The organism is Chitinophaga flava, assembly GCF_003308995.1.
Classification (GTDB): Bacteria; Bacteroidota; Bacteroidia; order Chitinophagales; family Chitinophagaceae; genus Chitinophaga; species Chitinophaga flava.
The window spans coordinates 1,127,579-1,152,069 of sequence record NZ_QFFJ01000002.1 but is presented as its reverse complement, the minus strand read 5'-3'; the positions used below and the strand labels follow the sequence as shown (position 1 = coordinate 1,152,069).

The 24,491-nt window shown below is 49.0% G+C and carries 16 protein-coding genes; 7 read left to right on the top strand and 9 right to left on the bottom strand.

Features of this window, described 5'->3' with window-relative positions:
- Nucleotides 1-70: 70 nt before the first annotated feature.
- On the bottom strand, nucleotides 71-1,216 hold the full coding sequence (locus tag DF182_RS21035; RefSeq protein ID WP_113617772.1) for an efflux RND transporter periplasmic adaptor subunit: 1,146 nt from the start codon (nucleotides 1,214-1,216) through the stop codon (nucleotides 71-73).
- 221 nt (nucleotides 1,217-1,437) lie between these two features.
- On the opposite strand from DF182_RS21035, the gene DF182_RS21030 reads away from it, so the two are divergent.
- The 7 genes from DF182_RS21030 (at nucleotide 1,438) to DF182_RS21000 (ending at nucleotide 11,938) form a co-directional block, all read left to right on the top strand.
- A complete protein-coding gene (locus tag DF182_RS21030; RefSeq protein WP_113617771.1) occupies nucleotides 1,438-2,088 on the top strand; it encodes a helix-turn-helix transcriptional regulator in 651 nt (216 codons plus the stop codon).
- A 67-nt stretch (nucleotides 2,089-2,155) separates the two neighbouring features.
- A complete protein-coding gene (locus tag DF182_RS21025; RefSeq protein WP_113617770.1) occupies nucleotides 2,156-2,734 on the top strand; it encodes an RNA polymerase sigma-70 factor in 579 nt (192 codons plus the stop codon).
- A gap of 73 nt (nucleotides 2,735-2,807) precedes the next feature.
- Complete coding sequence (locus DF182_RS21020; protein WP_113617769.1) at nucleotides 2,808-3,872, top strand: FecR family protein; 1,065 nt, start codon at nucleotides 2,808-2,810, stop codon at nucleotides 3,870-3,872.
- Nucleotides 3,873-4,100: 228 nt separating this feature from the next.
- Nucleotides 4,101-7,331 (top strand): TonB-dependent receptor, encoded by a 3,231-nt coding sequence (locus DF182_RS21015; protein WP_161964201.1) that lies wholly within the window; start codon nucleotides 4,101-4,103, stop codon nucleotides 7,329-7,331.
- A gap of 16 nt (nucleotides 7,332-7,347) precedes the next feature.
- Nucleotides 7,348-8,832, top strand: a complete 1,485-nt coding sequence (locus DF182_RS21010) for a RagB/SusD family nutrient uptake outer membrane protein (RefSeq protein ID WP_113619674.1) — start codon at nucleotides 7,348-7,350, stop codon at nucleotides 8,830-8,832.
- 10 nt (nucleotides 8,833-8,842) lie between these two features.
- Nucleotides 8,843-10,180, top strand: coding sequence for a glucoamylase family protein (locus tag DF182_RS21005; RefSeq protein ID WP_113617767.1), 1,338 nt, complete (start codon nucleotides 8,843-8,845; stop codon nucleotides 10,178-10,180).
- A gap of 6 nt (nucleotides 10,181-10,186) precedes the next feature.
- On the top strand, nucleotides 10,187-11,938 hold the full coding sequence (locus tag DF182_RS21000) for a family 43 glycosylhydrolase (RefSeq protein WP_211327177.1): 1,752 nt from the start codon (nucleotides 10,187-10,189) through the stop codon (nucleotides 11,936-11,938).
- Nucleotides 11,939-11,973: 35 nt separating this feature from the next.
- Here DF182_RS21000 and eco read toward each other — a convergent pair whose 3' ends face one another.
- The 8 genes from eco to DF182_RS20955 all read right to left on the bottom strand — a co-directional run bounded on the left by eco (nucleotide 11,974) and on the right by DF182_RS20955 (nucleotide 24,478).
- Nucleotides 11,974-12,438: a serine protease inhibitor ecotin gene (gene eco, locus DF182_RS20995; RefSeq protein ID WP_113617766.1), complete on the bottom strand. Its 465-nt coding sequence runs from the start codon at nucleotides 12,436-12,438 to the stop codon at nucleotides 11,974-11,976.
- Between the two features lie 298 nt (nucleotides 12,439-12,736).
- A complete protein-coding gene (locus DF182_RS20985) occupies nucleotides 12,737-14,923 on the bottom strand; it encodes an IPT/TIG domain-containing protein (protein WP_161964200.1) in 2,187 nt (728 codons plus the stop codon).
- 10 nt (nucleotides 14,924-14,933) lie between these two features.
- Nucleotides 14,934-18,206, bottom strand: coding sequence for a TonB-dependent receptor (locus tag DF182_RS20980; RefSeq protein WP_113617763.1), 3,273 nt, complete (start codon nucleotides 18,204-18,206; stop codon nucleotides 14,934-14,936).
- A 30-nt stretch (nucleotides 18,207-18,236) separates the two neighbouring features.
- Nucleotides 18,237-19,214 (bottom strand): fasciclin domain-containing protein, encoded by a 978-nt coding sequence (locus tag DF182_RS20975; protein WP_113617762.1) that lies wholly within the window; start codon nucleotides 19,212-19,214, stop codon nucleotides 18,237-18,239.
- Nucleotides 19,215-19,244: 30 nt separating this feature from the next.
- On the bottom strand, nucleotides 19,245-20,468 hold the full coding sequence (locus tag DF182_RS20970) for a fasciclin domain-containing protein (protein WP_113617761.1): 1,224 nt from the start codon (nucleotides 20,466-20,468) through the stop codon (nucleotides 19,245-19,247).
- A 25-nt stretch (nucleotides 20,469-20,493) separates the two neighbouring features.
- Nucleotides 20,494-21,573 carry a fasciclin domain-containing protein gene (locus DF182_RS20965; protein ID WP_161964199.1) on the bottom strand — a complete coding sequence of 360 codons (1,080 nt, stop codon included), beginning with the start codon at nucleotides 21,571-21,573 and terminating at the stop codon, nucleotides 20,494-20,496.
- Between the two features lie 23 nt (nucleotides 21,574-21,596).
- Nucleotides 21,597-22,763, bottom strand: a complete 1,167-nt coding sequence (locus DF182_RS20960; protein WP_147243495.1) for a hypothetical protein — start codon at nucleotides 22,761-22,763, stop codon at nucleotides 21,597-21,599.
- Between the two features lie 11 nt (nucleotides 22,764-22,774).
- Complete coding sequence (locus tag DF182_RS20955) at nucleotides 22,775-24,478, bottom strand: DUF4397 domain-containing protein (RefSeq protein WP_113617758.1); 1,704 nt, start codon at nucleotides 24,476-24,478, stop codon at nucleotides 22,775-22,777.
- Nucleotides 24,479-24,491 lie beyond the last annotated feature (13 nt).

Here is a 24,491-nt window from a genome sequence, read left to right as displayed (position 1 = left end):
AAAGACAAAGCAGTAGCTATGGCACCGGGGATATACCGATACCGGAATAACATGTTCTGCAGACAAATCCTTATCTGGCGGCGGTAGTAGTGGGTGCTGCCACTGGTTTTATTTTAGTACCGTCTTTCAGGGAGCCGATTCCTTCGGTGACGATTTTATCGCCGGAGCGGAGGCCGCTGCTGACGATATAGTCGTTGCCGGAAGACTGTTCACCTACCTGTATTTCTCGGACATGGGCAGTGCCGGCGGCATCCACGGTGAAGACAAATTTTTTGCCTTGCATTTCGTAAGTGGCTTTAGCGGGCACTACGATGGCATCGGCTACCGGTTGGGAGATACGGACCACAGCGCTGCTGCCGCTGCGGATGAGGCCTGCCTTGTTGGGAAATGTAGCGCGCATGCTGATGGCGCCGGTGCCGGTGTTGATCTGGCCACCGGTAGCTTCCACCTGTCCTTTTTCCGGATAGGCGTTACCGTTAGCGAGTATCAACTGTACAGGCGGCAGTTTTTTAAGTTGTGTTTCCAGCGAGGCGCTGGCATCGTTGCCGGCCAGGTCGAGAAACTGCTTTTCTGTAAAAGAGAAGTATACGTGTACGTTAGAGATATCGGAGAGAATGGTCAGGGGCTGTTCGCTGTTGCTGGCCACCAGACTGCCGATTTTGTAAGGCAGGGAGCCAATCACGCCGTCAGCAGGACTGTAGATGGTAGTATATCCCAGGTTGACGCGGGCATTCTGAAGACTGGCTCTGGCCTGGGCCAGCTCGGCTTCGCGGGCCTGCACTGCCAGTTCTGCTGCTTCCAGTTCGTAGTTGCTGACGATCTCTTTTTTCACCAGCGGCGTTACCTTGCGGACCTGCATGCGGGCGGTGTTGACAGCGGCTTCGGCGCTTTTGATGGCTGCCTGTGCGGTGAGCACTTCCTGCTCATATTGCGGTGCGTTGATTTTAAAGAGCAGCTGGCCTTTTTTCACGGTAGCACCTTCGTCTACCAGTATCTGTGCTACATAACCATCTACCTTGGGTCTTATTTCTATGTTCTGCTGACCGCGTACGGTGGCAGGATAGTCTGTATTAAGCGTGGCGGCAGCTGGTTGTAATGTTACTACCTGAAAAGGCTGTGGCTCACTGGCGTAATCGGCTGCCGGTTTATTGTTGCCGCAGGCTGTCAGTATAGAAAGCACCGCTATGGCAACAGTTTTGTGTGATAATGTTTGCATCGTTTCGTGATTTTAATAACACCGTTGCGGATGAGCATGGCGCAGCCGTTCCGCAGTACGGGTACTGCAGCAGGTATGCTTGCCATTCTGTATGGGCACGGGAATGAAGGCTGAAAATGGCCACCCCTGTCAGTGCAGGAGCGGATTTCCGGCGATTGAATTGTTTATCTGATGCAAAAATAGTAAATTTGTGAATAAACCAAATAAACACTTTGTTTATTATGAATAATAATTTTCAGGAGAATGAAAAGGCGTTGTTGATATTAAAGTCCAAAGGTCCTCAGCCACTGGCAGTGGTGGCGGAAGCGCTGGGCATAACGGTGGAGGGTGCACGCTTTCAGCTGCTGAAGCTGGCCAACGAAGGGCTACTGCAAGCCACCTCCGTATCCAAAGGCAAGGGCAGGCCACAACAAATATGGTCGCTTACCAAACTGGGGCACTGCCGTTTTCCTGATTCCCATGCAGAGCTGACCGTCCGCCTGATTAATTCAATACGGGACACCTTAGGGCCGGAGGCTTTGCAGCAGGTGATAGAAAGCAGTAAAAAGACCAGTCTGGATAAATATCTGCAGGCCACCGGGAGTGAAAACACACTGGAAGGTAAAATCAATAAACTGGCAGAAGCCCGTGATGCAGAAGGTTACATGGCCTGTGTGGAAAAAGACGGTGACGGCTATATGCTGATTGAAAACCATTGCCCTATCTGTGTAGCGGCTGAAGTATGCCAGGGCTTCTGTACAGCAGAGCTGGAAACCTTCCGCACTGTGATGGGAAAAGACACACAGGTAAAACGTGTGGAGCATTTACTGTCGGGTGCCAGACGCTGTGCTTACCGTATATCACCAGCACAGCCGGGCAAAGCGGAACACTGACATTTATCACTGTTGACGGCCGGTATTGATTTTTATTTTATCTTGAGCGCCAAGCAGCTTATGCCAGATGCTCCCTGCCAACAACATACCGGAACTGCAGCGCCGTATTAGTCTATATGACGATGAAACCGCTTATAAGGAGCTGTTTCTGCATTTCTATGAGCCACTGGTACAGTTTGCCAATTCTTTTGTCCACTCCGGACAAATAGCAGAAGAGGTAGTATCCGATGTGTTTATCAATATATGGGAAGGCCGTCAGCGGCTCGAACAGATAGACAATCTGCGTGTATACCTTTACGTCAGCACTAAAAATATTGCGCTCAAATACCTGATGCGGCAGCAGAAAAAAGCAGCGCTGTCACTCGATGAGATCACACCGGATATGGAGAGCCCACACTACAATCCGGAAGAACAGCTGATCAGCGCCGAACTACTGGCCCGCTTTGAACAAGCGGTGAGCGAACTCCCTCCCCGCTGTAAACTCATCTTCAAACTCATCAAGGAAGATGGTCTCCGTTACAAGGAGATCGCTGAAATCCTTAATATCTCCATCAAAACCATCGACAACCAACTGGCCATAGCCCTGGCCAGGATAGCCCGCGCCATCAATACTTCCTTCAAAAAAACACAGCGGCTGCAGCCCTGAAATTTTTTTTATTTCCTTTTGGTAGATTTTGTGAAAAAAGAGATCCTATAGGTAGAGCATTTTATTTCACGTTATGAATACCAGACGTATTTGGGAACTGATGGCAAGGAAACTGGCCAACGAAGCTACTGCAGCAGAACTGCAGGAGCTGGCGTCGTTACTCAGGGAAAACCCTGATCTGGAGCTGCCTGCCGGTCTGGTAGATGAACTGTGGCAAAAAACTACTGCCGCCAGCCATGAGGAACAGGCCGCAGATGCACATATCCGGCATATCAGCCGTATGCAAGCCCAGGGCATCTCTATTGGAACTATCCCTGCAACATCGCTTACGCCTGTACGTAGCTACCGCCGTTACCTGTGGGCCGCCGCAGCCACTACGGGCATCGTATTAGCCCTCGGCACCTGGTGGTGGTCTTCTTCCAGCACCATACCCACTGTACAAAGTGAAGTGGCCACTAAAAATGGTTCCCGCACTTCCATACAACTGGCCGACGGCACCCACGTATGGTTGAATGCCGGCAGCAAACTTACGTACAGCAAGGATTTCGGAAAAACCGACCGCAGTGTGACCCTCTCCGGTGAAGCATTCTTTGATGTCGCCAAACAGGCAAATCATCCTTTTATCATTCACACCGCCAACATGGATATCCGTGTATTGGGCACCCGGTTCAACATCCGGTCCTATCCGGGCGACAAAACCACCGAAGCCGCATTGATATCCGGCAGCATAGAAGCTTTCGTCAAAGACAAGGCTGCCCGGATCATTCTTAAACCCAGTGAAAAAATCGTGGTACTGAACAGGACACCTGCAGCACGTCCGGCAGGAACAGCCACTACTACAGATTCCGGTGCGATAACGCTCAGTCATGTGTCTTACTATGCAGCACAAACTACCGCCATCACGGAAACATCGTGGATGGAAAACAAACTGGTATTTAAAGATGCGTCTTTTGCCGAACTGGCACAGCAGATGGAACGGTTTTACGGGATAACCATCCAGTTCAGGAATGAGCAGCAGCAACAGCTCCGGTTTACCGGTGTATTTGCGCTCGAAACAGTCCAGCAGGCCTTAAATGCGCTACAGATGACAGCCAGCTTTCACTACGAGATACAGCACGATACAATCATTATCTACTAACAGTAAAAACGTTATGAAGTCACACCAGATTAACAGCTCCTGAAATAACAACCAAAAAACAAAAACGGGAAATGCGCCAACATTTCCCGCCGAAGATCAAAAGGAAAACCTGCCAACACGCTAAGCTGCAGGTTTCCATCACATTTCACCTCTAGATTTAAAAGTATGAAAATATCGCTAAAATTTAGGGACAGGTATTCCTATGCCCTAAAAAAAGCTTTCTTAGTTATGAAACTCACCACGTTATTACTGTTGGCGTGTTTTCTCCAGGTATCAGCAGCACTAAAGGGACAAGGGACCATCACCCTTAAGCTGAAAAAAACGGAGATCGCACAAGTGTTGAGTAGTATTGAACAGCAGGGTAACTACCGTTTTCTGTACAATAATGCTCTGACTGAAATCAGAAGAAAAGTAAATGTTGATGTGACCAATTCCGGTCTGGATGCGGTGATGAACACCGTCTTCGCCGGTACTTCCCTCCGGTATAAACTCATCGAAAACAACCTGGTGGTGATCATGTCACAGGAGATCAAAGTAACCGGTAAAGTGACCAGCAAAAATGACGGCAGCACTATTCCGGGCGCCACCGTTAGCTTAAAAGGTACTACCAAAGGCACTGTCACCGGCCCTGACGGACACTACTCCCTCACCGTGCCCGACAACGGCACGCTGGTAGTAAGTTTCATCGGTTACACCTCCCAGGAAATAGCTATTAACAACCGCCAGACCATCGATGTCGCCCTGGAAGAAGCTATCAGCCAGGTACAACAGGTAGTGGTAGTGGGTTACGGCGTACAACGTAAAGTAGACATCACCGGTTCCATTACCCAGGTAAAGGGTGATGAAGTGAGCAAACAACCCGTAGCCAACGCAATGAGCGGCCTGCAGGGCAAAGTAGCCGGCGTACAGATCGTGAACGATGGTAAACCCGGCGCGGCTCCCACTATCCGCATCAGAGGTACAGGCTCTGTTTATGGCGATTCTGGCCCACTGTACGTAGTTGATGGTGTCTGGTATAATGATATCAGTTTCCTCAACCCGGCGGACATTGAAAACATGAGCATCCTGAAAGATGCCTCCAGTGAAGCTATCTACGGTATCCGTGCAGCTAATGGTGTAATACTCATCACTACCAGAAAAGGCAAAGCAGGAAAAGCCACTGTCAACTATAATGGTTTCGTGGGTATGCAGAAAGCTACCAACAAGGTAAAAATGGCCAATGCAAAAGAATATGCCACTATTATCAATGAGCTGAGCGCTATCAACAACAACTCCCTCCGCCTGAATCCTAACGACTATGGCCAGGGTACTGACTGGTTTAAGGAAGAGATGAGAAACGCCCTTGTCACCAATCATCAGATATCTGTAAGCGGTGGTTCAGAAAAATCCACCTATAACTTCTCCCTGGGCTACCTGAAACAGGACGGGCTGGTAAAAACCAATGATTTCTCCCGTGTGACCGCCCGTCTGCAAAATGATTTCCAGGTATTTGACCCGCTGAAAATAGGTTATACTGTCACCGCTACTGCCTATAATACAAACGACATCCCGGACTTTTATCTGGGCCAGCTATATACTTCAGCTCCCGTACTTTCTGTGCGGAATCCTGACGGGTCTTATGGTGATCCTGACAAACTGAACCTTGGTACCGGCGCGGGTAAAAACCCTCAGGCCAGCCTGGACTTCTATAACCAAACCACCAAACGCAAAATGGTGACTGGTAGTGTTTATGCAGACCTTCGTTTTGCGAAACACTTTGTTTTCCACAGCAGCGTTGGCGGTGAATACGGAGACAGTCTTATCCGGAACTATGCGCCTCAATACAAGGCCACTACCAACCAGTTCAACAATGTCAGCAAACTGACACGCACCAATTCCAACCGTCAGAGCTGGATCGTGGAAAATACGCTCACCTATGACAATAAATTTGGTGATCATAATCTGCGTGTACTGGCCGGCCAGTCAGCCCAGCAATACAAATTCTACAAGCTGATTGCGACCGCAGACAATGTGCCCAACAGCAGCGAAGGTGATATGTACCTCCGCCTGGGTAACACCGATGGCCGCTCTATCACTGATGAAGGCGATCTGTACACCGTAGCTTCCTATTTCGGACGCCTCAACTATTCATATAAGGATAAGTACCTGTTGACCGCCTCCATGCGTGCCGACGGTTCTTCCAAATTCTTTGGTGACAACCGCTGGGGATACTTCCCCTCTGTAGGTTTGGGCTGGGTTATCAGTGAAGAGCCCTTTCTGAAAAACACCAAAATATTCGATAACCTGAAACTGCGTGGCAGCTGGGGTAAAATCGGTAATGCTTCCGTTCCTAACTTCCTGGCCGTGCAGCGGGTTACACAAGATCCATTCATGACAGCGATATTCGGCGGCATCGTCAATACAGGCGCCAGCATCAACACTATCGTTCCGCCACAGCTTTTCTGGGAACGTGCAGTAGGAACAGATATCGCCATAGAAGCCAGCGTACTGCAAAACAGACTGTTTGTAGAAGCCGGTTTTTATAATCGTAAAACACAACAGGCCATTTTTGACGTGCCTTTCCCCAGCTCTGTAGGTACACAATCAAGCACCATCACCGCCAACCAGGCCGACTTTCAGAACCGCGGCTGGGAATTTGCCGCCAACTGGAAAGATGATCTGAAAAATGGCTTCAGTTATTCAGTAGGAGCCAACATGAGCATCAACAACAACAAAGTATTGTCTGTAAATACCGGTGGTAACCCCATCTATGGTGGTGGTGACGCCTCTACCGGTGGTGCACTGGCTACCCGCACTATTGTTGGACAGCCAATCGGTCAGTACTTCGGTTATATTGTTGATGGTATCTTCCAGAACCAGGCAGAAGTAGATGCCTCTGCCCAAACCAAAGCCAAACCCGGCGACTTCAAATACCGCGACGTGAATGGTGACGGTGTCATAGATGCGAAAGACAGAGTACCTATCGGAAACCCCAATCCCAAATACACTTATGGTATCAACACTACTTTCAACTATAAAAACTTCGACCTGGCACTGGAATTCCAGGGTGTTGCCGGTGTAGACGTGTACAACGCCAACCTGGGACTGCGCTTTGGCAACGAGAACTTCACCAAGGAGTTTTATGACAAACGCTGGCATGGTGAAGGCACCTCCAACACCTATCCCTCTGCCAATATTGGCGGCGGCCAGAACTATCTGCCTAACCAGTTCTTTGTGGAAAATGGTAGCTACTTCCGGATCAGAAACATACAGCTGGGTTATACCCTGCCTAAAACCATCACCGACCGCTGGAGAATGCAACGTCTGCGCCTATACGTAAATGCACAGAATGCCTTTAACTTCTTCAGCTACCGTGGTTTCTCACCGGAAATCGGTGGTAAGCCCATCAGTGCTGGTATTGACAAAAGCGTATATCCGTTGTATGCTACTTACAACTTTGGTGTAAATGTGACCTTCTAATTTAAAGATGATGACCATGAAAAGTAATAAACCACTACATATAAACCGTATTGCCGGCTACGTACTGCCGGTGCTGCTGACCCTCACTGCCGGATGTGGCAAGAGTTTTCTGGATGTGCCACCACAAGGCCAGCAACCAGCGCAGGAATTCTGGAAATCCGATGCCGATGCCACCAAGGCTGTCAACGCGATGTATGCCAACCTGCACGAATGGCGGCAGGTAGCCTTTGCCGCACTGGGCGTAGAAGACCTGGGATCAGATGAAACAGAAAAAGGTAGCGATCCTAACGATGCTAGCTTCTTCAACAACTTCGACAACTTTACAGTCACCGCCAGCGATGGACAGGTTGCTGATTTCTGGAAAGGACAATATCAGGAAATCAACTTCTGTAATCAGATACTCGATAATGTACCAGGTATCAAAATGGACGAAACCCTGAAGACACGTTACCTTGCAGAAGCCAAATTCCTCAGGGCCTATGCCCACTTCAGGCTGGTACGTGCCTTCGGTGATGTGCCGCTTCGCTTAAAAGTGCCTAAAACACCGGAAGAATACGATCTTCCCCGTTCACCCAAAGCAGAGGTATGGGCCGCCATTGAAAAAGACCTGACAGAAGCTGCTGCTGTACTGCCGGAACGCTACAACGCCACCGACATCGGCAGGGCCACCAAAGGCGCTGCACTGGCCATGCACGCTAAAGTAGCCATGTATCAGAAAAAATGGCAGGACGTACTCAACTACACCAATCAGGTAATGGCGCTCGGATATACGCTTTTCCCGGATTATGAGAAGATGTTCCGTATTCCCAACGAAAACTGCTCAGAGTCTATATTTGAGATTCAATGTCAGACGATCATCGGCAACAAAGATGCATCCAACTCACAGTATTCCCAGATACAGGGCGTAAAAAGCCAGGTAGGCGGCGGCTGGGGATTCAACACCCCCACACAGGCGCTGGTGGATGCTTATGAACCCGGTGATCCCAGGAAAAACGGTACCATCCTCTTCAGAGGTACCATCACCGCCGAAGGAGACAGTATCAAAATGGCTGGTATCAACCGTCGTTTTAACTACAAATCATATGTTCCCTTCACCCAGTACCAATCCGGTTATAACGAAGGCGCCGACCAGAACATACGCGTGATCCGTTATGCAGAAGTACTGCTGATGAATGCAGAAGCAGCCAATGAACTGGGTAACAGCGGCCAGGCCCTCAGCTCCCTCAATGCTGTAAGAGCCAGAGCCCGCGGCGGTGACAACAGTATCCTCCCGGATGTGACCACCACCGACCAGACACAACTGCGCCTCGCCATCTGGCACGAAAGACAAATAGAACTTGCGATGGAACGCGACCGCTTTTTCGACGTAATTCGCCAGGGCAGAGCACCACAGGTATTCGGTCCTTTAGGATTCAAAGCCGGTAAAAATGAAGTGTTCCCGGTACCACAAACTGAAATTGATATTAGCTCCGGTAAACTGACACAGAATTCCGGCTATTAAAAAATATGTCATGAGAACTGTGACCTATATATGCCTGATATGCCTGCTCACCTTTGGTGGGCAGGCACAGGTAAAACAAAGTGCTGAAAAAACAGACTTCCGCATCCAGCAAAACCTTAGCGACAGTGCCCTGCTGGACCTTGTACAAAAACAAACCTTCCGTTATTTCTGGGATTATGCACATCCGGTGTCCGGCCTGGCCCGCGAACGCAGCAACAAATCATTTGATTATGGTGATGAAGTAGTGACCACCGGCGGCTCCGGCTTCGGTATCATGGCCATCATCGTAGCCACCGAAAGAGGCTGGATCTCCCGCGACGCCGCGACAGACAGGCTGTTGAAAATAATCAACTTCCTCCGGAAAGCAGATAGTTACCACGGTGTCTTTCCACACTGGCTCAACGGTGCCACCGGCAAAACCATCCCCTTCAGCCGCAAAGACGATGGTGCTGACCTCGTGGAAACATCCTTCCTCTTTGAAGGATTACTCTCCGCCCGGCAATATTTCAACCGCGACACACCGAAGGAACAGGAACTGCGCAATAAAATCAACTGGACCTGGAACGAAGCCGAATGGGACTGGTTTACCCGCGACGGACGCAACGTGCTTTACTGGCACTGGAGCCCCAACAACGGCTGGAGCATGAACCATGAACTCAGAGGATGGAACGAATGTTTTATCACCTATATCATGGCGGCCTCCTCTCCGAAGTATGCGATCAAACCGGAAGTATATCACCAGGGCTGGGCCAACAGCTCCTACTTCCGTAACAACCGTTCTTACTTCGACATCAAACTGCCGCTGGGATTCAATTACGGCGGACCACTGTTCTTCTCCCACTATTCCTTTATGGGCCTTGATCCCCGGGGATTAAAAGATCGCTATGCCGACTACTGGGAGCAAAACAAAAACCATACCCTCATCAACCGGGAATACTGCGTACGCAACCCCAAAGGCTTTAAAGGTTTTGGCCCCGATTCCTGGGGGCTCACCGCCAGCGATACCTACAACGGGTACGACGCTCATTCACCGGAAAATGATCACGGTACTATCACTCCTACCGCAGCCCTGTCAGCATTTCCTTATACACCGGAATACTCTATGCAGGCGCTGAAACATTTTTATTATCAGCTGGGCAACAAGATCTGGAGCCAGTACGGCTTCACCGATGCCTTCAATGAAACACAGCAATGGTACGCCCAGTCACACCTGGCCATCGATCAGGGACCGATCATCGTGATGATAGAAAACTACCGCAGCGGACTGTTATGGAAGCTGTTTATGAGCTGCCCGGAGATACAACAGGGATTAAAGAAACTGGACATCAGCAGTCCGTATTTAAAATAACAGGATATGATGACCGCGCTCCGCATACTGACAACACTGCTGTTCAGCACAGTACTGTTGTCTTCGCAAGCACAGACCACCTATTGCAATCCGGTGAACGTGGACTACGGCTACTGCCCCATCCCCAACTTTACAGAATGGGGCAAACACAGAGCCACAGCCGATCCTGTCATCGTCACCTATAAAGGAGACTATTACCTTTTTTCCACTAACCAGTGGGGATACTGGTGGAGCCCGGACCTCAGCCAATGGCATTTTGTGTCCCGTAAATTTCTGAAACCATGGCATAAGGTGTATGATGACCTCTGTGCACCCGCTGTATGGGTGATGGGAGATACCATGATGGTATTTGGCTCAACCTACAGCAGCAATTTTCCTATATGGATGAGCACCGATCCCAAAGGCAACCGGTGGAAAGAAGCTGTAGACTCCTTTGAAGCCGGCGGCTGGGATCCCGCCTTCTTCCTGGATGATGACGGAAAACTGTATCAGTACAACGGCAGCAGCAACAGTTATCCGTTGTATGGCGGAGAGGTGGACCGCAAAACCCTGCAATTGAAAGGCGCCCGAAAAGAACTTTATCTGCTGAACCACGAACGTTACGGATGGCAGCGTTTCGGGGAATATATGGACAACACTTTCCTCGATCCGTTTATTGAAGGAGCCTGGATGACCAAACATCATGGTAAATACTACCTGCAGTATGGCGCACCCGGAACGGAGTTCAGCGGATATGCAGACGGCGTAGTGGTATCAGACCATCCGTTGGGACCTTTTACACCGCAGGCTCATAATCCGTTTTCCTTCAAGCCCGGAGGCTTTGCCCGTGGCGCCGGCCATGGCAGCACCTTCCAGGACACCAAAGGCAACTGGTGGCATGTGTCTACCATGGTCATTTCCGTGAAGAACAGCTTTGAGAGAAGACTCGGCATCTGGCCCGCAGGTTTCGACAAAGATGATGTGCTTTACTGCAACACCGTATTCGGCGACTATCCGCATTACCTCAACAGAGGCAACAACTCCGCCTCTTTTGAAAACGACCGGAAATCCTTTACCGGCTGGATGTTACTCAACTACAACAAACCTGTAACGGTATCGTCTACACTGGGTGGATACCTGCCTAATAATGCAGTAGATGAAAACATCAAAACCTACTGGAGCGCTGCCACCGGCAACAAAGGGGAATGGCTGCAATCAGATCTGGGTAGCGTCAGCACTGTACATGCCGTGCAAATCAACTACGCTGATCAGGATGCCATCTTCCTGGGCAAACAAACAGACATCTATCATCAGTACATCCTCCATTATTCGCTGGATGGAAAAAAATGGCAGGTACTGGCAGATAAAAGCCATAATCTGTCGGATGTACCACACGACTATATAGAACTGCCACGGCCGGTGAAAGCCCGTTATATCAAACTGGAAAACATCCATATGCCCAGCGGTAAGTTCGCTATCAGCGGACTGCGTGTATTTGGCAATGGTAACGGACCTCTCCCCGATTCTGTGAAATCGTTTGTGGTACTGCCTACAGAAAAGGATAAACGCAGCGCCTGGATCAAATGGGAACCGGTAGACAACGCCTATGCGTATAATATCTACTTCGGTATTGCACCCGATAAACTGTACAACTGCATCATGGTACACAATGCCAACGATTATTTTTTCAAAGGCATGGATAAGGAACAGTCCTACTATTTCTCTATAGAAGCCATCAATGAAAATGGGGTTTCTCCTAAAACAAAGCCCAGGACTTAAGTCCTGGGCTAAATTCGTTTTTATGATGTGTGAGATTATTTTATCACAGCGTCCTTTTCCTCTTCTCCTCTCTCCCAGATTTTATATTTTACCTCAAAACCTTTGGGCACATACACTACAATAGGCAGCTTACTGTTGTATCGGACCTGTCTGGTGTCAAAAATAAATTTATCCGTCAGCTTTTTATCGGGGCATGCCATCAGGGTAGAACGCATGTTGCCGGATGAAACATACTGGTAATAGGTATAGCCCCACCCTTTGACATCTTTGGTTACCCACCGACCTATCAGGCCGTGCTGGTTGCAATCCACCTTCATGGTTTTGCCCGCCATAACTTCTACCTGGAAATTGTCTTCCTTGTCTTTGGCAGGCAGCTCGATGACGTACCTTTCCATGCCCTTCCAGGCCGGAGGAAAGGGTTTCAGATTGTCTTTATCCTGTGAATAAACGCTGGAAATGCCGGCACTCCATAACAGTAGCAGGGTGATGAATTGTTTCATACTTTAAGTTTTATGGTATGAAAAATTAACATTCGTGAGCCGGAATTGTTTTGCTGCCGATAGGCTTTTCATCTACTTAGTTAAACCGGTTGTTCCTGAAAATTAAATTTTCTCCCAGCTGCGTTTCTGTAAAATCATATTCGCTGATGGCTTTACGGAAAGTCTTGCTGCTACCGCATAACAGCTCATCATGCGGTTCCGGGAATGTTTGATTCCCTGAAATAACTGCGGGCTTTTTTTCAAAATAAAAAGGCCCTGCCACCCGATAAGCAGCAGGGCCTGTACCGTTTCCGGTATTTTACTTCAGGAAAATTTTACGAACCGCATTATTTTCCGGCTCTATCACATAAATATTTCCGTTGGCATCTACGTGTATACCTTTCATCGAGCGGAACAGGGCTTCTTTCAGCGTACCGTCCTTGTATCCCATCTTAAATGGCTGGAAGGTGCCTTCAGCTCCGACCACTGTTTTCACGGTGCCGGAAGGTGTAGCATAACGCACAGCCATAGCCATGTTATCTACAAAAAAGAAATTACCGGAAGTGGGATCGATGGTCACACACAATGGTGATCCCAAACGGGCCCCCGAAATATCTCCATCCACAAAATCAGGATCATAGCGATTACTACCCGCCAGAAAACTATGCTCTCCTGCCGGTGTTACCATAGCGATAAAAGGATTATAAAAATCGCCTCCGGCATAGTATGCTCTTCCCAGTGCGTCTATGGCCATTTTATCGGGGATGGTAAAAGTGAAATTACCTATTCTCGTCAGGGAACCGTTGGACTCTACCTTATACAGCCCCTGATAGAATTTGCTGAGGTAAATTGTACCGTTTCGGTCCACACCCAAGCCACCGGGCATGTTTTCGAACACGGTCACCACAGTAGACACCTGCCCTGCCGGGGTGATCTTACGAACGTAGGTACGCAGCCCGTTACCATCCTGTATGTAGAGGTTATCCTGGCTGTCGACCGTGATCGTGTGAGGCCCCAGGAACATAGCAGCAGATAGAGAACCGTCAGCATAACCGCTGGTGCTACCACCGGCATAGGTGCTAACAGTACCATCAGGTGTTATTTTTTTCACCTGATATCCCTGCAGGAAATAAAGATTACCAGCCCGGTCGCCCGTAAGCCCCAGAGCGCCGGTAAACAACCCGGAGCCAGGACCACCAGCCAACGTCATTACACCGGCCCTTCTAAACAGCGGGCCTGTGGCCTGTAAGCCACTCACCTTCACATCGAGGGTACCGGTAGATAAGCCGGCAGGTGCTACCACCTTCAGTTCTGTATCCGTTGCACTCACCACATTGGCCGCCACCCCATTGAAGGTGACAATATTATCCGTTGCATTGGTACTGAAACCAATACCGCTCACCGTTACGGTAGTACCGGCAAGACCGTTGTCAGGTGAGAGACTGACCACACCCAGGTTCTGTTCTTTAAACAGCGGACCGGCTGTTTCCTGTCCGTTTACCCAGACTTTGATATTTCCGGAACCGGCGCCAGTGGGAATGGTGATCACCAGTTGTTTTTCAGCTGCACTTTTTATCGTACCTGCGATACCGTTAAAGGTGACTACGTTTTCATCCATCAGGCTGCTGAAGTTGCTGCCGGTGATGGTAATGTCTTTCCCGGCGGGGCTGCTCAACGGAGCCACTGTAGCCAGCAATGGCGGAGGTATAACAGTAAATACCGGCCCTACTGTCTTCTGTCCGTTGATGGTCACACTCAATGGTCCGGTAGCTACATCATCAGGCGTGGCCACTACCAGCTGAGTGGCGGTAGCACTGATTACTGTAGCAGATTTACCGTTGAAGGCTACACTGTTATTTCCTGCTACGGCATTAAAGCCTTCGCCGGTAATAGTCACCTGCGTGCCTTTTCCGCCTTTGAGTGGTTTTATTTTGCTGATGTCCTGGAAGAGGAAAGATGGCCCTGTTACTTCCTTGTTATCTACCGTCACTTTGATGGTGCCACTGCCGGCGCCCACCGGCACTGCGGCAATCAGGAGCGTATCATTGACGGAAGTGATCACTGCTTCTTTTCCATTGATCATCACTTTGGCAGGAGCAGCGGTGCTGCCGAAGCCTTCGCCACGTACCACGATGTTGGTACCTGCAGGCCCGTTGAGCGGACTAACACCATGCATGCTCAGATTCTGATAGGTATAGGTGCCTGCTTCCAGTTCCTTGCCAGCAGTTTTGACAGTTACTTTACCTGTGCTGCCTCCGGCCGGCGCCAGTACTGTCATTACAGTATCGTTGACGTCCACCACGGTGGCTGCAGTACCATTAAAGCTTACTTCATTATCTTTCTTTACAAAACCTGCTCCGTTAATCGTAACAATCGTACCGGGCTTTCCACTGTTGGGCCAGAAAGAACGGATAGCAGGAGGCACCTTAAAATCTTCATCCCTGTTTCTTTTACAGGCACTCAACACCACCGCCAATCCGAAAAGAAAATATATCAAATTTTTCATGGTCATATTTTTAGAATGAATACCTCATCCCGAGCTGTACCTGTGCGCGGGAGTTAAAAAAGTCTATCGCATATGGCTTACCCGGATTTTCGTATAGGTATACGGGATAGTTGCCCGGATTCTGTTTTGCCGGGAACGCTGGTGTAAGGCCAACGCTGGCGGTAGAGTTGAAGGTATTGGGTGAGAAATATACTTTACCCCAGTTGCTGTTTAGCAGGTTAGTCAGATTCATCACGTCGAGGGTAAAAGTGAGAAACCTGCTGCCCGGATCTCTGGAGAAATGATACTCCTGCGCAAAGTGCAGGTCGGCCTGTATATTCCAGGGAGTGCGGCCGGCATTGCGTTCGGTATATTGTCCACGACGGGTACGCAGGTACTTATCGTCTTCGATATATTGATTGAAAGCGGCTGCCTGGGCTGCTGCGGTCACCGCTTCTCCCGCTTTGGTGGTATAGTCCTGGAAGAACTTCACTGCTGCATCTGCCTCCGGAATGTATACCAGGCTTACCTGCTGCGGCAGTCCCTGGATGCTGTTGTTGACAATACCGTAGGTAAACGGACTGCCAGACTGGGCGGTGGCAAAAAGGCTGAGTGTACTTACCCATTGCTGGTTCCAGCGGCGGGTATAGTTCAGGTTCAGCACTATACGATGCCGTACATCAAAATTAGAATAGGCCAGTCCCGGATTGTTGGGATTCAGTGCCTGGTTCAGCTGCCAGTTACTTTCCATGGAGTTCCTGATACCGTTAGACACATCTTTGGATTGGCCATAGGTATAAGCCAGTGAAGCATACAAGCCAAAAGGATAGTTACGGTTCACGCTACCGGTGATGCTGTAACGATATCCTTTTTTTGTATTACTCAACTGATAGGCATTGGAAAAATGAGGATCTACGGCGCCACCAAATACCGGTTGCTGTTTCGTAGTATCGTTACCGTAGTAACGCGGATTATCTTTGATATTGATCTGCTGGAATAATACATCCTTGATGGTTTTGGTAACAATACCTTCCACCGTAAATTTGTAGCCTGTTACAGTTGTATAATCCACTGCTATGCTGGTACGCCATACCTGCGGCATTACGAAGTTATTATCCAGCACATCGACTTGTGTTTTACCGGCTATGGGATTGGTGATAACATTACCATTGCCGGCAATAAAATCGGCGATACCATTTTTGCCGGGCTTCACCGGATCAGTACCAGGCACAAAAACTTTAGCATCCGCTTTCTGGTCGAAAGAGCCATAATTAACACCGTTGTTGTAATAAGCATATGCCAGCCATGCAAACGGGATACGGCCGGTAAACAGGCCTGTACCACCACGCAGCACCAGCCGCTGGTCACCTGTCCAGTCGTAACGGAAACCCAGACGGGGAGACAGCTGTACTTTATTCAGGTAATGATTGGTGATACGGTTGAGCGGTGTATAAGTGTAGGTAGTGCCAAAATAATCATCTGTGTATGCATTGCGTGTTTGTTCACTCAGCACAGGTGCATTGGGCAGCATGGTATAATCAGCACGCAAACCAGGTATCAGTTTCAGTTTATCAGTCAACTGGATTTCATCCTGTGCATAGGCACTGAGCAGGTTTACATTAAACTTTGCCTCAGGGTTTGACAGGATATAATCGCGGTCGTTATTGTTGTAGTTGTAGCTACCACGTACTCTGTATGGAACATTATTGAGATAGTCATCGATGCTGAGATAGTCTACACGGCCATTCCAGCTGTTTACAAAACCATAGTCGATATGATAGAACTCATTATGCGTACCAAAGAGCAGGGTATGTTTGCCTTTGCGCAGAGTGAGGTTATCAGTGATTTCTATGGTACGTTGTTTCATATTGAAGATGGATGCTTCTCTGTCGGTACCCCAGTAGATGGTGGTGCCGGGCGCGCGTCCCATGATCTGTACCTGCGGCAGTGCCGGGTTGGCGGTAGGGTCACGTTTGTCGTGGACCAGGGTATAACCGGCAATCAGACTGTTAGACAGGTGGTTGTTGAATCTTGTTTTCAGTTCTGCTACGGTAGATGTCTGGTTGTTGGTTTGCTCGTAAGCCATGCTGCTGAAGCGGAAGTCTTGCTGGTCGCGGTCCATGTTCATAGCGGAAGAACGAATGGTGTTATTACGTACAGACAACTGGTTTTTATCGTTGATGTTCCAGTCGAGGCGGTTAAAGAATTTCACGGAGCGGGACCATGCGTTATACGCGCCTGCAGTGCCTGGATCTACGTCTTTACCATAGCGGCTGATAGTGGCATTGCGGATATCTTCTGCATCTTTAGTGCTCAGGATATGAGCTGTTTCCGCATTGCCGGCAAGCAGCTGCACAGGGTCCTGGCGACGGGTAATTTCTTCATTGGTGAAGAAGAAGAGTTTGTTTTTGATGATGGGGAAACCTACTCTTACACCAGCCTGGTAATCATAAAAGTCTTTGTCCATTTTTCCGAGGGAGCCGACTTTATCCTTTCCTGTGATAGCGGCATTGCGGCCGAAACCGTAGATGCTGCCGATTACTTTGTTGGTACCGCTGCGGGTAACGGCGTTGATGCTACCGCCGGTGAAGTTACCGATCTTCACATCGAAGGGGGCCAGGTATACCTGCATATCTTCGATGGCATCCATAGATACCGCGTTGGTACGGGTGCTGGAGCCGGGCATACCGGAAGAGCCGGTGATACCGCCCATAGAGGGACTGAAGCCGATAGCATCGTTGTTGATAGCGCCATCGATGGTAACGTTGTTATAGCGGAAGTTGGTACCTGCGAAGGAGTTGTCTTTAGAGCCCTGGGGCACCATTTTGGTGATGTCCTGGATGCTGCGGGAGATGGTGGGCATATTGGCTACCTGCAGACGGCTGATATGCTGGCCAGCGCCGAAGGTGTTGGCTTTTGCTCCTGCTTTGGTGGCTTTAATTTCCACTTCTGACAGTTGTTTGCCTTTTTCTGTGAGTACAAAGTGTTGTTGCAGCGGCTCACCGAGGCGGATGGTAAAACCCTCTGCCGTCTGTGTTTCCATGCCCATCATACTAACAGTGATACTATACGGACCGCCTATACGAAGACCCGGAAGATAATAACGGCCGTCGGCACCGGTGACCGTACCATATTTAGTGCCTGAGGGCAGATGGACAGCCACCACGGTAACACCGGGCAGCGGCTCCTGTTTGTTGCTGGTGATACGGCCACCCCAGGTACCATTCGTCTCCTGTGCATATCCTCCCAGTGTGGCGATCATCAACATGATCAGTAAAAATATTTTGTAGAATACCTGCTTCATCGTAACGCTTTATTGTTAGGTATGTAATGATTATTGGTTTTCCTTCAACAGCTGGTCGATAGTATGTACCACGCCATTTCCTGCCAGCACATTGCTTTTCACAATCTTCACCGGTGAAGTGTTACCGGAACCCTGTAAGGTGATACCGGTATATTTCACGCCGCTCTTCAGCAGGCTGATGGTGATATTGTTACCATTGTACATTGCCTGCTGGCTTTTGTTGGAGGCATCTGTGGTGAGGATATAGTCGTATACGAAGCGGCGGCCTTCGAAGAAAGAATAATAAAGGAGCCTGCGGAGTACGGCCGGATCTGTTTGACCAACGCTGTCGGCATTCGGAAAACCTTCATTGCGGAATGCATTATTGGATGGCGCCATAAACGTATATACGTTACCGGTAGACATCATATCTTTCATACCAGCCTGTTGTAATGCCACATTCAGGAAAGTGAGTGCGGTATCTGCAGCGATAGCATCTGACAAGGTTTTGTTGACCAGTGGTTGCAATACTTCACTCAGCACCTGAATCAGACCGTTGCTGGCGGGAAGGTTGTAACTCACTACTGGTGTACCGTTGATAGTCAGCAGGGTATCTTTTCCTTTCACCCAGCGGGTGGCATACATTTTAGCACCGGTAGCGGTGGTCAGTTCCTGATTGAAGGTAAAGGGCAGTTTATTGAGTTCCCAGGTACCGCTGAGTACATGGTATCCAACTATATTGTTCAATACGGACAGTCTTTCCTGCAATACCGCGTTGGTGGTGCCGTAACCGGCTTTCATAAAGGCATTGTTATCGGGTACCAGTACGGTAAAAGGACCAGCACCGGCCAGTTTGGGCCCATATCCGGTACGTTCCACAGCAGCATTAAAACTGGAGAAGTTGAACAGGTTGTCAGCAATCACATAAGTGATGCGGTTGCTGTCCATCGTGTCCGGTGTTGCTTTATCATCTTTCTGGCATGCAGCCAGCAAGAGCAGCAGTATGCCTGTATAGAAAGTGCGTTTCATGTTTTGTTGTTGTTTTAGGGAGATGAATACTTAGGGCATGAACAGACCATCGTTCACAATATGAATTACCCCGTTCAGCACATTGATATCTGTCTGTACCAGTGGGATCCGCTGTCCGGAGGAACCCAGTCTTTTAACCCATATGTTACCATTGGTTACAGCGAAATCCAGTTCATATATTTTAGGCGGACTACTATATGCGGAACCTGGTCTCAACAACAGTCCGGATACGCTTCTGTTTACCATCAGCTCATTCATAAAATATACCGGGTACATTTCCCGCATGCCATAAGGTCCGTCTAATCCAACATAGCTCATTCTGTTGGGCAACAGTATAGAGTCCATTGCTGTGGTAGGGTAACGGTAATAGGAGTTTTCATCGTAATCCGGATCACCGATAGGAAGCGCCTGATAGCAACGCTGGCGGATGTCTTCTACTGAATTAAAACCGCTTTTACGGAAGGCGTCATTGGTAGGAACGACGAGGGTAAACTGTCCCGGGGAGAGGGCATTGGCAGAAAGCATCGGCATGTCCCACAGATACTGATCCCAGGGATTTTTATCTTCATACAAACTGTCATTGATACGGCAGGCTTCCAGATAAAAACTAAACCTGTTATCTGCCTTCAGGAAGGAAAGCATGTCCTGTCGCGGTTTCACCAGCACTTTATCTGCAGGATAAATGGTGGCAGTGGTGCTTTCCAGCGCCTGTCCCCATTTGCTGACAGGTTTGCCGTTGACAAACAGGCTATCGTGATAAACGCCGGCATAAATCACATATTTATACGGACGAGAATCGTCAAAAGTGGGTATAGTAGTAGATTTCAGCAATGTCACGATGGGTAGGTTACCATTGAGTTCCGCCAGCGAAGCCGGATGTATCTGGGTAGCACCGATATGATAAGACAGCAGGGTGTCCAGTACTTCCGGCGCTGCCTGATTTATTTTATCCATGGTCCAGCCAGCATCCTGAAAAGCTTTGTCCGTTGGAGCGATGATGGTAAAAGAAGTGGTACCGGCTTTTTTGAGACGTGCGTCTATATTGGCGCGGTTCCACGCTGTCCTGAAAATAGTATAGGGAGATTTCTCCAGCGTTTCTTTTAGCCCTAATACAGGTCCGTTATAGGGCACCGGATCTCCTACCGGCTCCGGTTCGATGTCCTGCTTGCGGCAGGCCATCACCAGTAAAAACAATACAGGCAACCAGGACCTCAACAGCCTGCCTGGTGTGGTAACAGATGTAAACACGGTCATTTCAATTAACTTTTATACTGTATGTTTATTTGCGTAATGTATGAGGGTAAAGCATCAGGTCATCCAGGATATGCAGTATCCCATTGGATACAACACGGTCAGCTCCATTCGCAAACCCGTTCCGGTAATTCAGTCTCTGGGGGCCATTGGCATTATATCCTCCTTTTTCCATCATTATATCAATCCGGACATCTTCCGTGTTGTTATAAAAATTATAGGAGTAAAAAGGTAATATCACAAAGCCGGGCACACTGATCATAGTGTTTACCGCACCAGACTGGCCATTGATCTGTCCCCAGTCGGTAGAGAAAATATGTTTGGACTTCAGCATCAGCGGATAGATGGCAAAGATGATTTGCTGAAATTTTTCAGGGTCCATACGGCTGATACTGTCAGCTGTAAAACCATTCTTACGGAAGGCTTCATTGCCAGGCACGTATACGGTGAAAGGGCCTTTTTCCTTCAGGCCATCCCACAGTGCGAAACGTTTCATGGCGGCCACAAATATTGACAGGCTGGTATCTGCCTGCAGATAATCCTGTACAGTGCCCGGTGTATAATTGAGCGGTTTACGGATCACGTGTATCACCCCGTTGGCCAGTGCTAAATTTCGTTTAGGCGCCGGAAATATCATCGATCCATTTACAAATACACTTCTGCTTTCAGTTGGCGTTTTATCCATATACGGCGCATCGGAGGAAGACACGTACAGGTCAGCTCCTGCCAGGGTTGTATACTTATTACCCATCTGCAGCGGAAACTCGGAGATATATTTTCTGTCTTTTAAAACGTGGTATTTCACCCATCTGCGCAGCGACTCAGCATCTATAGTATCAAAATCACGAGGGCTGGTAATACCGATATCATTAAAGGCTTTGTTATCAGGCGCAAAACAAGTAAAGGGGCCTGGCTGGTTAAGACTGTCCAGTATGCCTGCTTTCTGCATGGCTGCCGACAGAAGGCTCAGGTCATAGTTGTTGCGGATAAACTCTCCCAGCGAGCGGGTGGGCGCTGTTTCCCTGGGTGGTGTCAGGTTATCTTTCCTGCATCCTGCCATCATCAGCAGCAAGAAGAAAAACAAGCAAGGCAAGGTATAATATCGCATGTTGATCATTTTTTTTCGACCTGTTAATACACAGGTGGTTCGTATTTACGCTGTATGGTCATTAAATAAAATTTCCCGTTCACATACTCGATGGTATTGATGGTAGCGAAGGAGCGGTTGAGATACTTTCCGGAACGAATCGTCACGACCATGCCGGTGAGGATATCTGCCGGCAGGGAAAAAGCCACATCACCACGGTAACCGTCAGTGCCTACACGCAGTTCACTAAAGTTCCCTCTGGAATCTCCTCCCGTCTGCATAAAGGGATTGTTGGCAGGAGAATAACCCGGTGACAGAAAAACGAAGGACTGTGTAGCCTTACCATCGTATATCTTGTTGGCAGTTGTATCCCCAAACAAAGGAAAGCTGTAATAGGGATGTACAGCAGGGTCCTGTGAGCGGAGCACCGGCCCCATCAGCACACCCCAGTGACCGGTGATAGGATGGGCAAAACCCTGATTATCCATTTTATTGAGTGTATAATACACATTCATTGTATCGCGGATCTTCTGGTTGTAAAGCTCATTGGCCGGCTTCCCTGTTTCAAAATAACCCACTGAACTCAGGTTGTAGAAGTTGACATACACCAGTGAATCAGAGAATGGCTGCTTCACAAAATTTTCGTTACGGATATAGATACCGGGTGTTTTGGTAGCAGCATCTTTTTCGAGTATGTGCATGGTATATACTTCCCGGCTGGCAAACTCGATGGTAGTGTCTATGATGATATGGCTGCGCAGATCTTTGGGCAGTTCATAAAAAGGGACATCGCTGATCGGGCGGCTTACAAACATCACGCGGTGTTTGCCGGCAGGCATCTGTGCCCAGCTGGAGAGGTCGTAACCATTCAGGACAGGACCTGCCAGTACTTTGGCAGAACCGGGATACTCTGTTTGAAACAGCGTCGTATTCACCGCATCCGGATACGGTCTTGCCCAGGGAGCACGTTTGTCGAGGTAATCACCTGTTATCAGTGCTTTCACCGGGATACCCGCTGCATCCAGTTCAGGATCGAGCAGGAAGGTAAGGAAGGGCTGTGGCGCATCTTTAGTATCAAGTGAGATCTTATAGTCCAGGTTATTGAATATGCGCAGGTAGGCCGGTTCGGCGATAGTCGTATATTCTGTTTTCCGGCATGCCATACCTGCCATCATACAGAGTAAAAGTAAAAGGACAATTCTGTTGTTCATGTGTTGGTACATTACTGATTATGTCTGATGATGATCATCCGGGCTTTTTCACTCCCCGGTTTGCTGGTATTGATGTTGCCGATCAGTGCTACCGTATAGATACCGGATTCGCTCACGGGCAATCCGCCCGGATAGAGTGCAGGATTGGCAATAAAGTCGCGGCTCTTCAGCGTGGTCACTTCCCGCAGCCAGTTGCCCGGCACTACATTATACTGTGAAGCGTATGCCCAGATGCTCTGGTAGAAATTGGCGTTCAGCATCACATAAGGATTCTTTACTGCGGGGATGCCCAGCAGCAGGTGCTGGCTGGCACTGCCATCTCCGAAGGTCTGACCGTCATCTGTAGTGAAAGTAGCTTCCGGCAGATCAGGACAGAAGTTCATGAAACGTACCCAGCTGGGGAATTCCACTTTTATGTTGCTGTAACTGCCGTCTTCTGTGGCGCCGGTATAGTATACATTGCTCAGGTTGTTGGCCACCAGGCTGATACCTGTTTTTCCATTCTTTTCGTATATCCATGCAGTACGGTTGTCTCCAGGCTGCAGGGAAAAAGTACTGTCGGCCAGCGGGTTTCCGGCAGCATCGGTCACTTTTAATACATGCGTTCCTGTTAGATACTGATCAAAGGCAGTGGCAGCGGAGAAACCGAGGGTATTGCCCAGTGATCTTCCATTCATCGTCACTTTAATCTGTTTGCCCGGTACCACGTTAATAGCCTGTAATCTGGCATAGGAAGTATTCTGCGGCTCTGCATCGGCGATGATGCGGAAAGCATTGTTTTTGGAAGGGTAAGTTTCACCGTTGGTGCCACCGTTGGAGTTACGGAAATTAGGGCAGTCGGCAACGGCAATGGTATACACGCCACCAGGCTGATAGGTTTTCAGCGGAGCGAAGGTGAGCTTTGAATCTACAAAACCATTTACCGGTGGCCGGCTCTGTACACCGGGCAGCAGCATGGTACCGGTTTGCGGATTCACCACATTTAAGAATTGTGCACTTCCGCCTACACCTGGTACCAGCAGCCCGTCCATAGTCATTACTTTCAACTGGTAAGTGCCATAAGGCAGTTCCACATAATCAGAATATTGCCCTACGGGAATATTATCAAGCCCCGCGATCACTGTACCATCTGCCCAGGTTACCCGCATAGTACCGCCAAAGGCGGAGTTGGTAGAGCTGAGATTCAGCAGGCGCACCTTACAGTGAGCAGGATTGGCCGGCGGTGATACAGAGCGCGGGATGGCAAACAAAGAGTCGGAATACTGGCTGGCATTAGGCCCGAAATAAGCAAAGTAATAGTCTGTAGGATTGTTGAAATTATCTTTGGCATTGAAACCTCTTGTCAGCCCCAGGGAATAGTCTCTGGTAAAAGCAGCAAAACGTATATCCTTCACCGTTCCATCTGCACCCACAAACTGCTGTGGAATAGTATAGGTAAGTCCCATACGGCCGTTTTCCGGAAACCAGGGCGTGGCCTTGGTTGTATATTGGTCATAGAAGCCTTCAATATTAGGCAGGGCAAAAGCAGACAGCTGTTTACCGTTGACCATCAGCTCCGTAGCGCCCCGCATGTTCACAATACGAACGCTGGAAGCTGCATCTGCCTGCGGATTGACTCTGTTGTCGTAGGCAAAGTCTTCTTTCTTGGTACAGGATGCAAGTCCTCCGGCACACAACAGATACAAGCATACATAGTGTAGGAATCTTTTCATCATATTCAGATTAGCG

Coding starts and splice junctions, on each gene's coding strand:
- DF182_RS21035 (WP_113617772.1), bottom strand. CDS start 1,216: ATGCAAACATTATCACACAAAACTGTTGCCATAGCGGTGCTTTCTATA.
- DF182_RS20965 (WP_161964199.1), bottom strand. CDS start 21,573: ATGCGATATTATACCTTGCCTTGCTTGTTTTTCTTCTTGCTGCTGATG.
- DF182_RS21020 (WP_113617769.1), top strand. CDS start 2,808: ATGAATACCAGACGTATTTGGGAACTGATGGCAAGGAAACTGGCCAAC.
- DF182_RS21025 (WP_113617770.1), top strand. CDS start 2,156: ATGCTCCCTGCCAACAACATACCGGAACTGCAGCGCCGTATTAGTCTA.
- DF182_RS21015 (WP_161964201.1), top strand. CDS start 4,101: ATGAAACTCACCACGTTATTACTGTTGGCGTGTTTTCTCCAGGTATCA.
- DF182_RS20975 (WP_113617762.1), bottom strand. CDS start 19,214: ATGAAACGCACTTTCTATACAGGCATACTGCTGCTCTTGCTGGCTGCA.
- DF182_RS21000 (WP_211327177.1), top strand. CDS start 10,187: ATGATGACCGCGCTCCGCATACTGACAACACTGCTGTTCAGCACAGTA.
- DF182_RS20985 (WP_161964200.1), bottom strand. CDS start 14,923: ATGAAAAATTTGATATATTTTCTTTTCGGATTGGCGGTGGTGTTGAGT.
- DF182_RS21030 (WP_113617771.1), top strand. CDS start 1,438: ATGAATAATAATTTTCAGGAGAATGAAAAGGCGTTGTTGATATTAAAG.
- eco (WP_113617766.1), bottom strand. CDS start 12,438: ATGAAACAATTCATCACCCTGCTACTGTTATGGAGTGCCGGCATTTCC.
- DF182_RS20970 (WP_113617761.1), bottom strand. CDS start 20,468: ATGACCGTGTTTACATCTGTTACCACACCAGGCAGGCTGTTGAGGTCC.
- DF182_RS21010 (WP_113619674.1), top strand. CDS start 7,348: ATGAAAAGTAATAAACCACTACATATAAACCGTATTGCCGGCTACGTA.
- DF182_RS20960 (WP_147243495.1), bottom strand. CDS start 22,763: ATGAACAACAGAATTGTCCTTTTACTTTTACTCTGTATGATGGCAGGT.
- DF182_RS20980 (WP_113617763.1), bottom strand. CDS start 18,206: ATGAAGCAGGTATTCTACAAAATATTTTTACTGATCATGTTGATGATC.
- DF182_RS21005 (WP_113617767.1), top strand. CDS start 8,843: ATGAGAACTGTGACCTATATATGCCTGATATGCCTGCTCACCTTTGGT.
- DF182_RS20955 (WP_113617758.1), bottom strand. CDS start 24,478: ATGATGAAAAGATTCCTACACTATGTATGCTTGTATCTGTTGTGTGCC.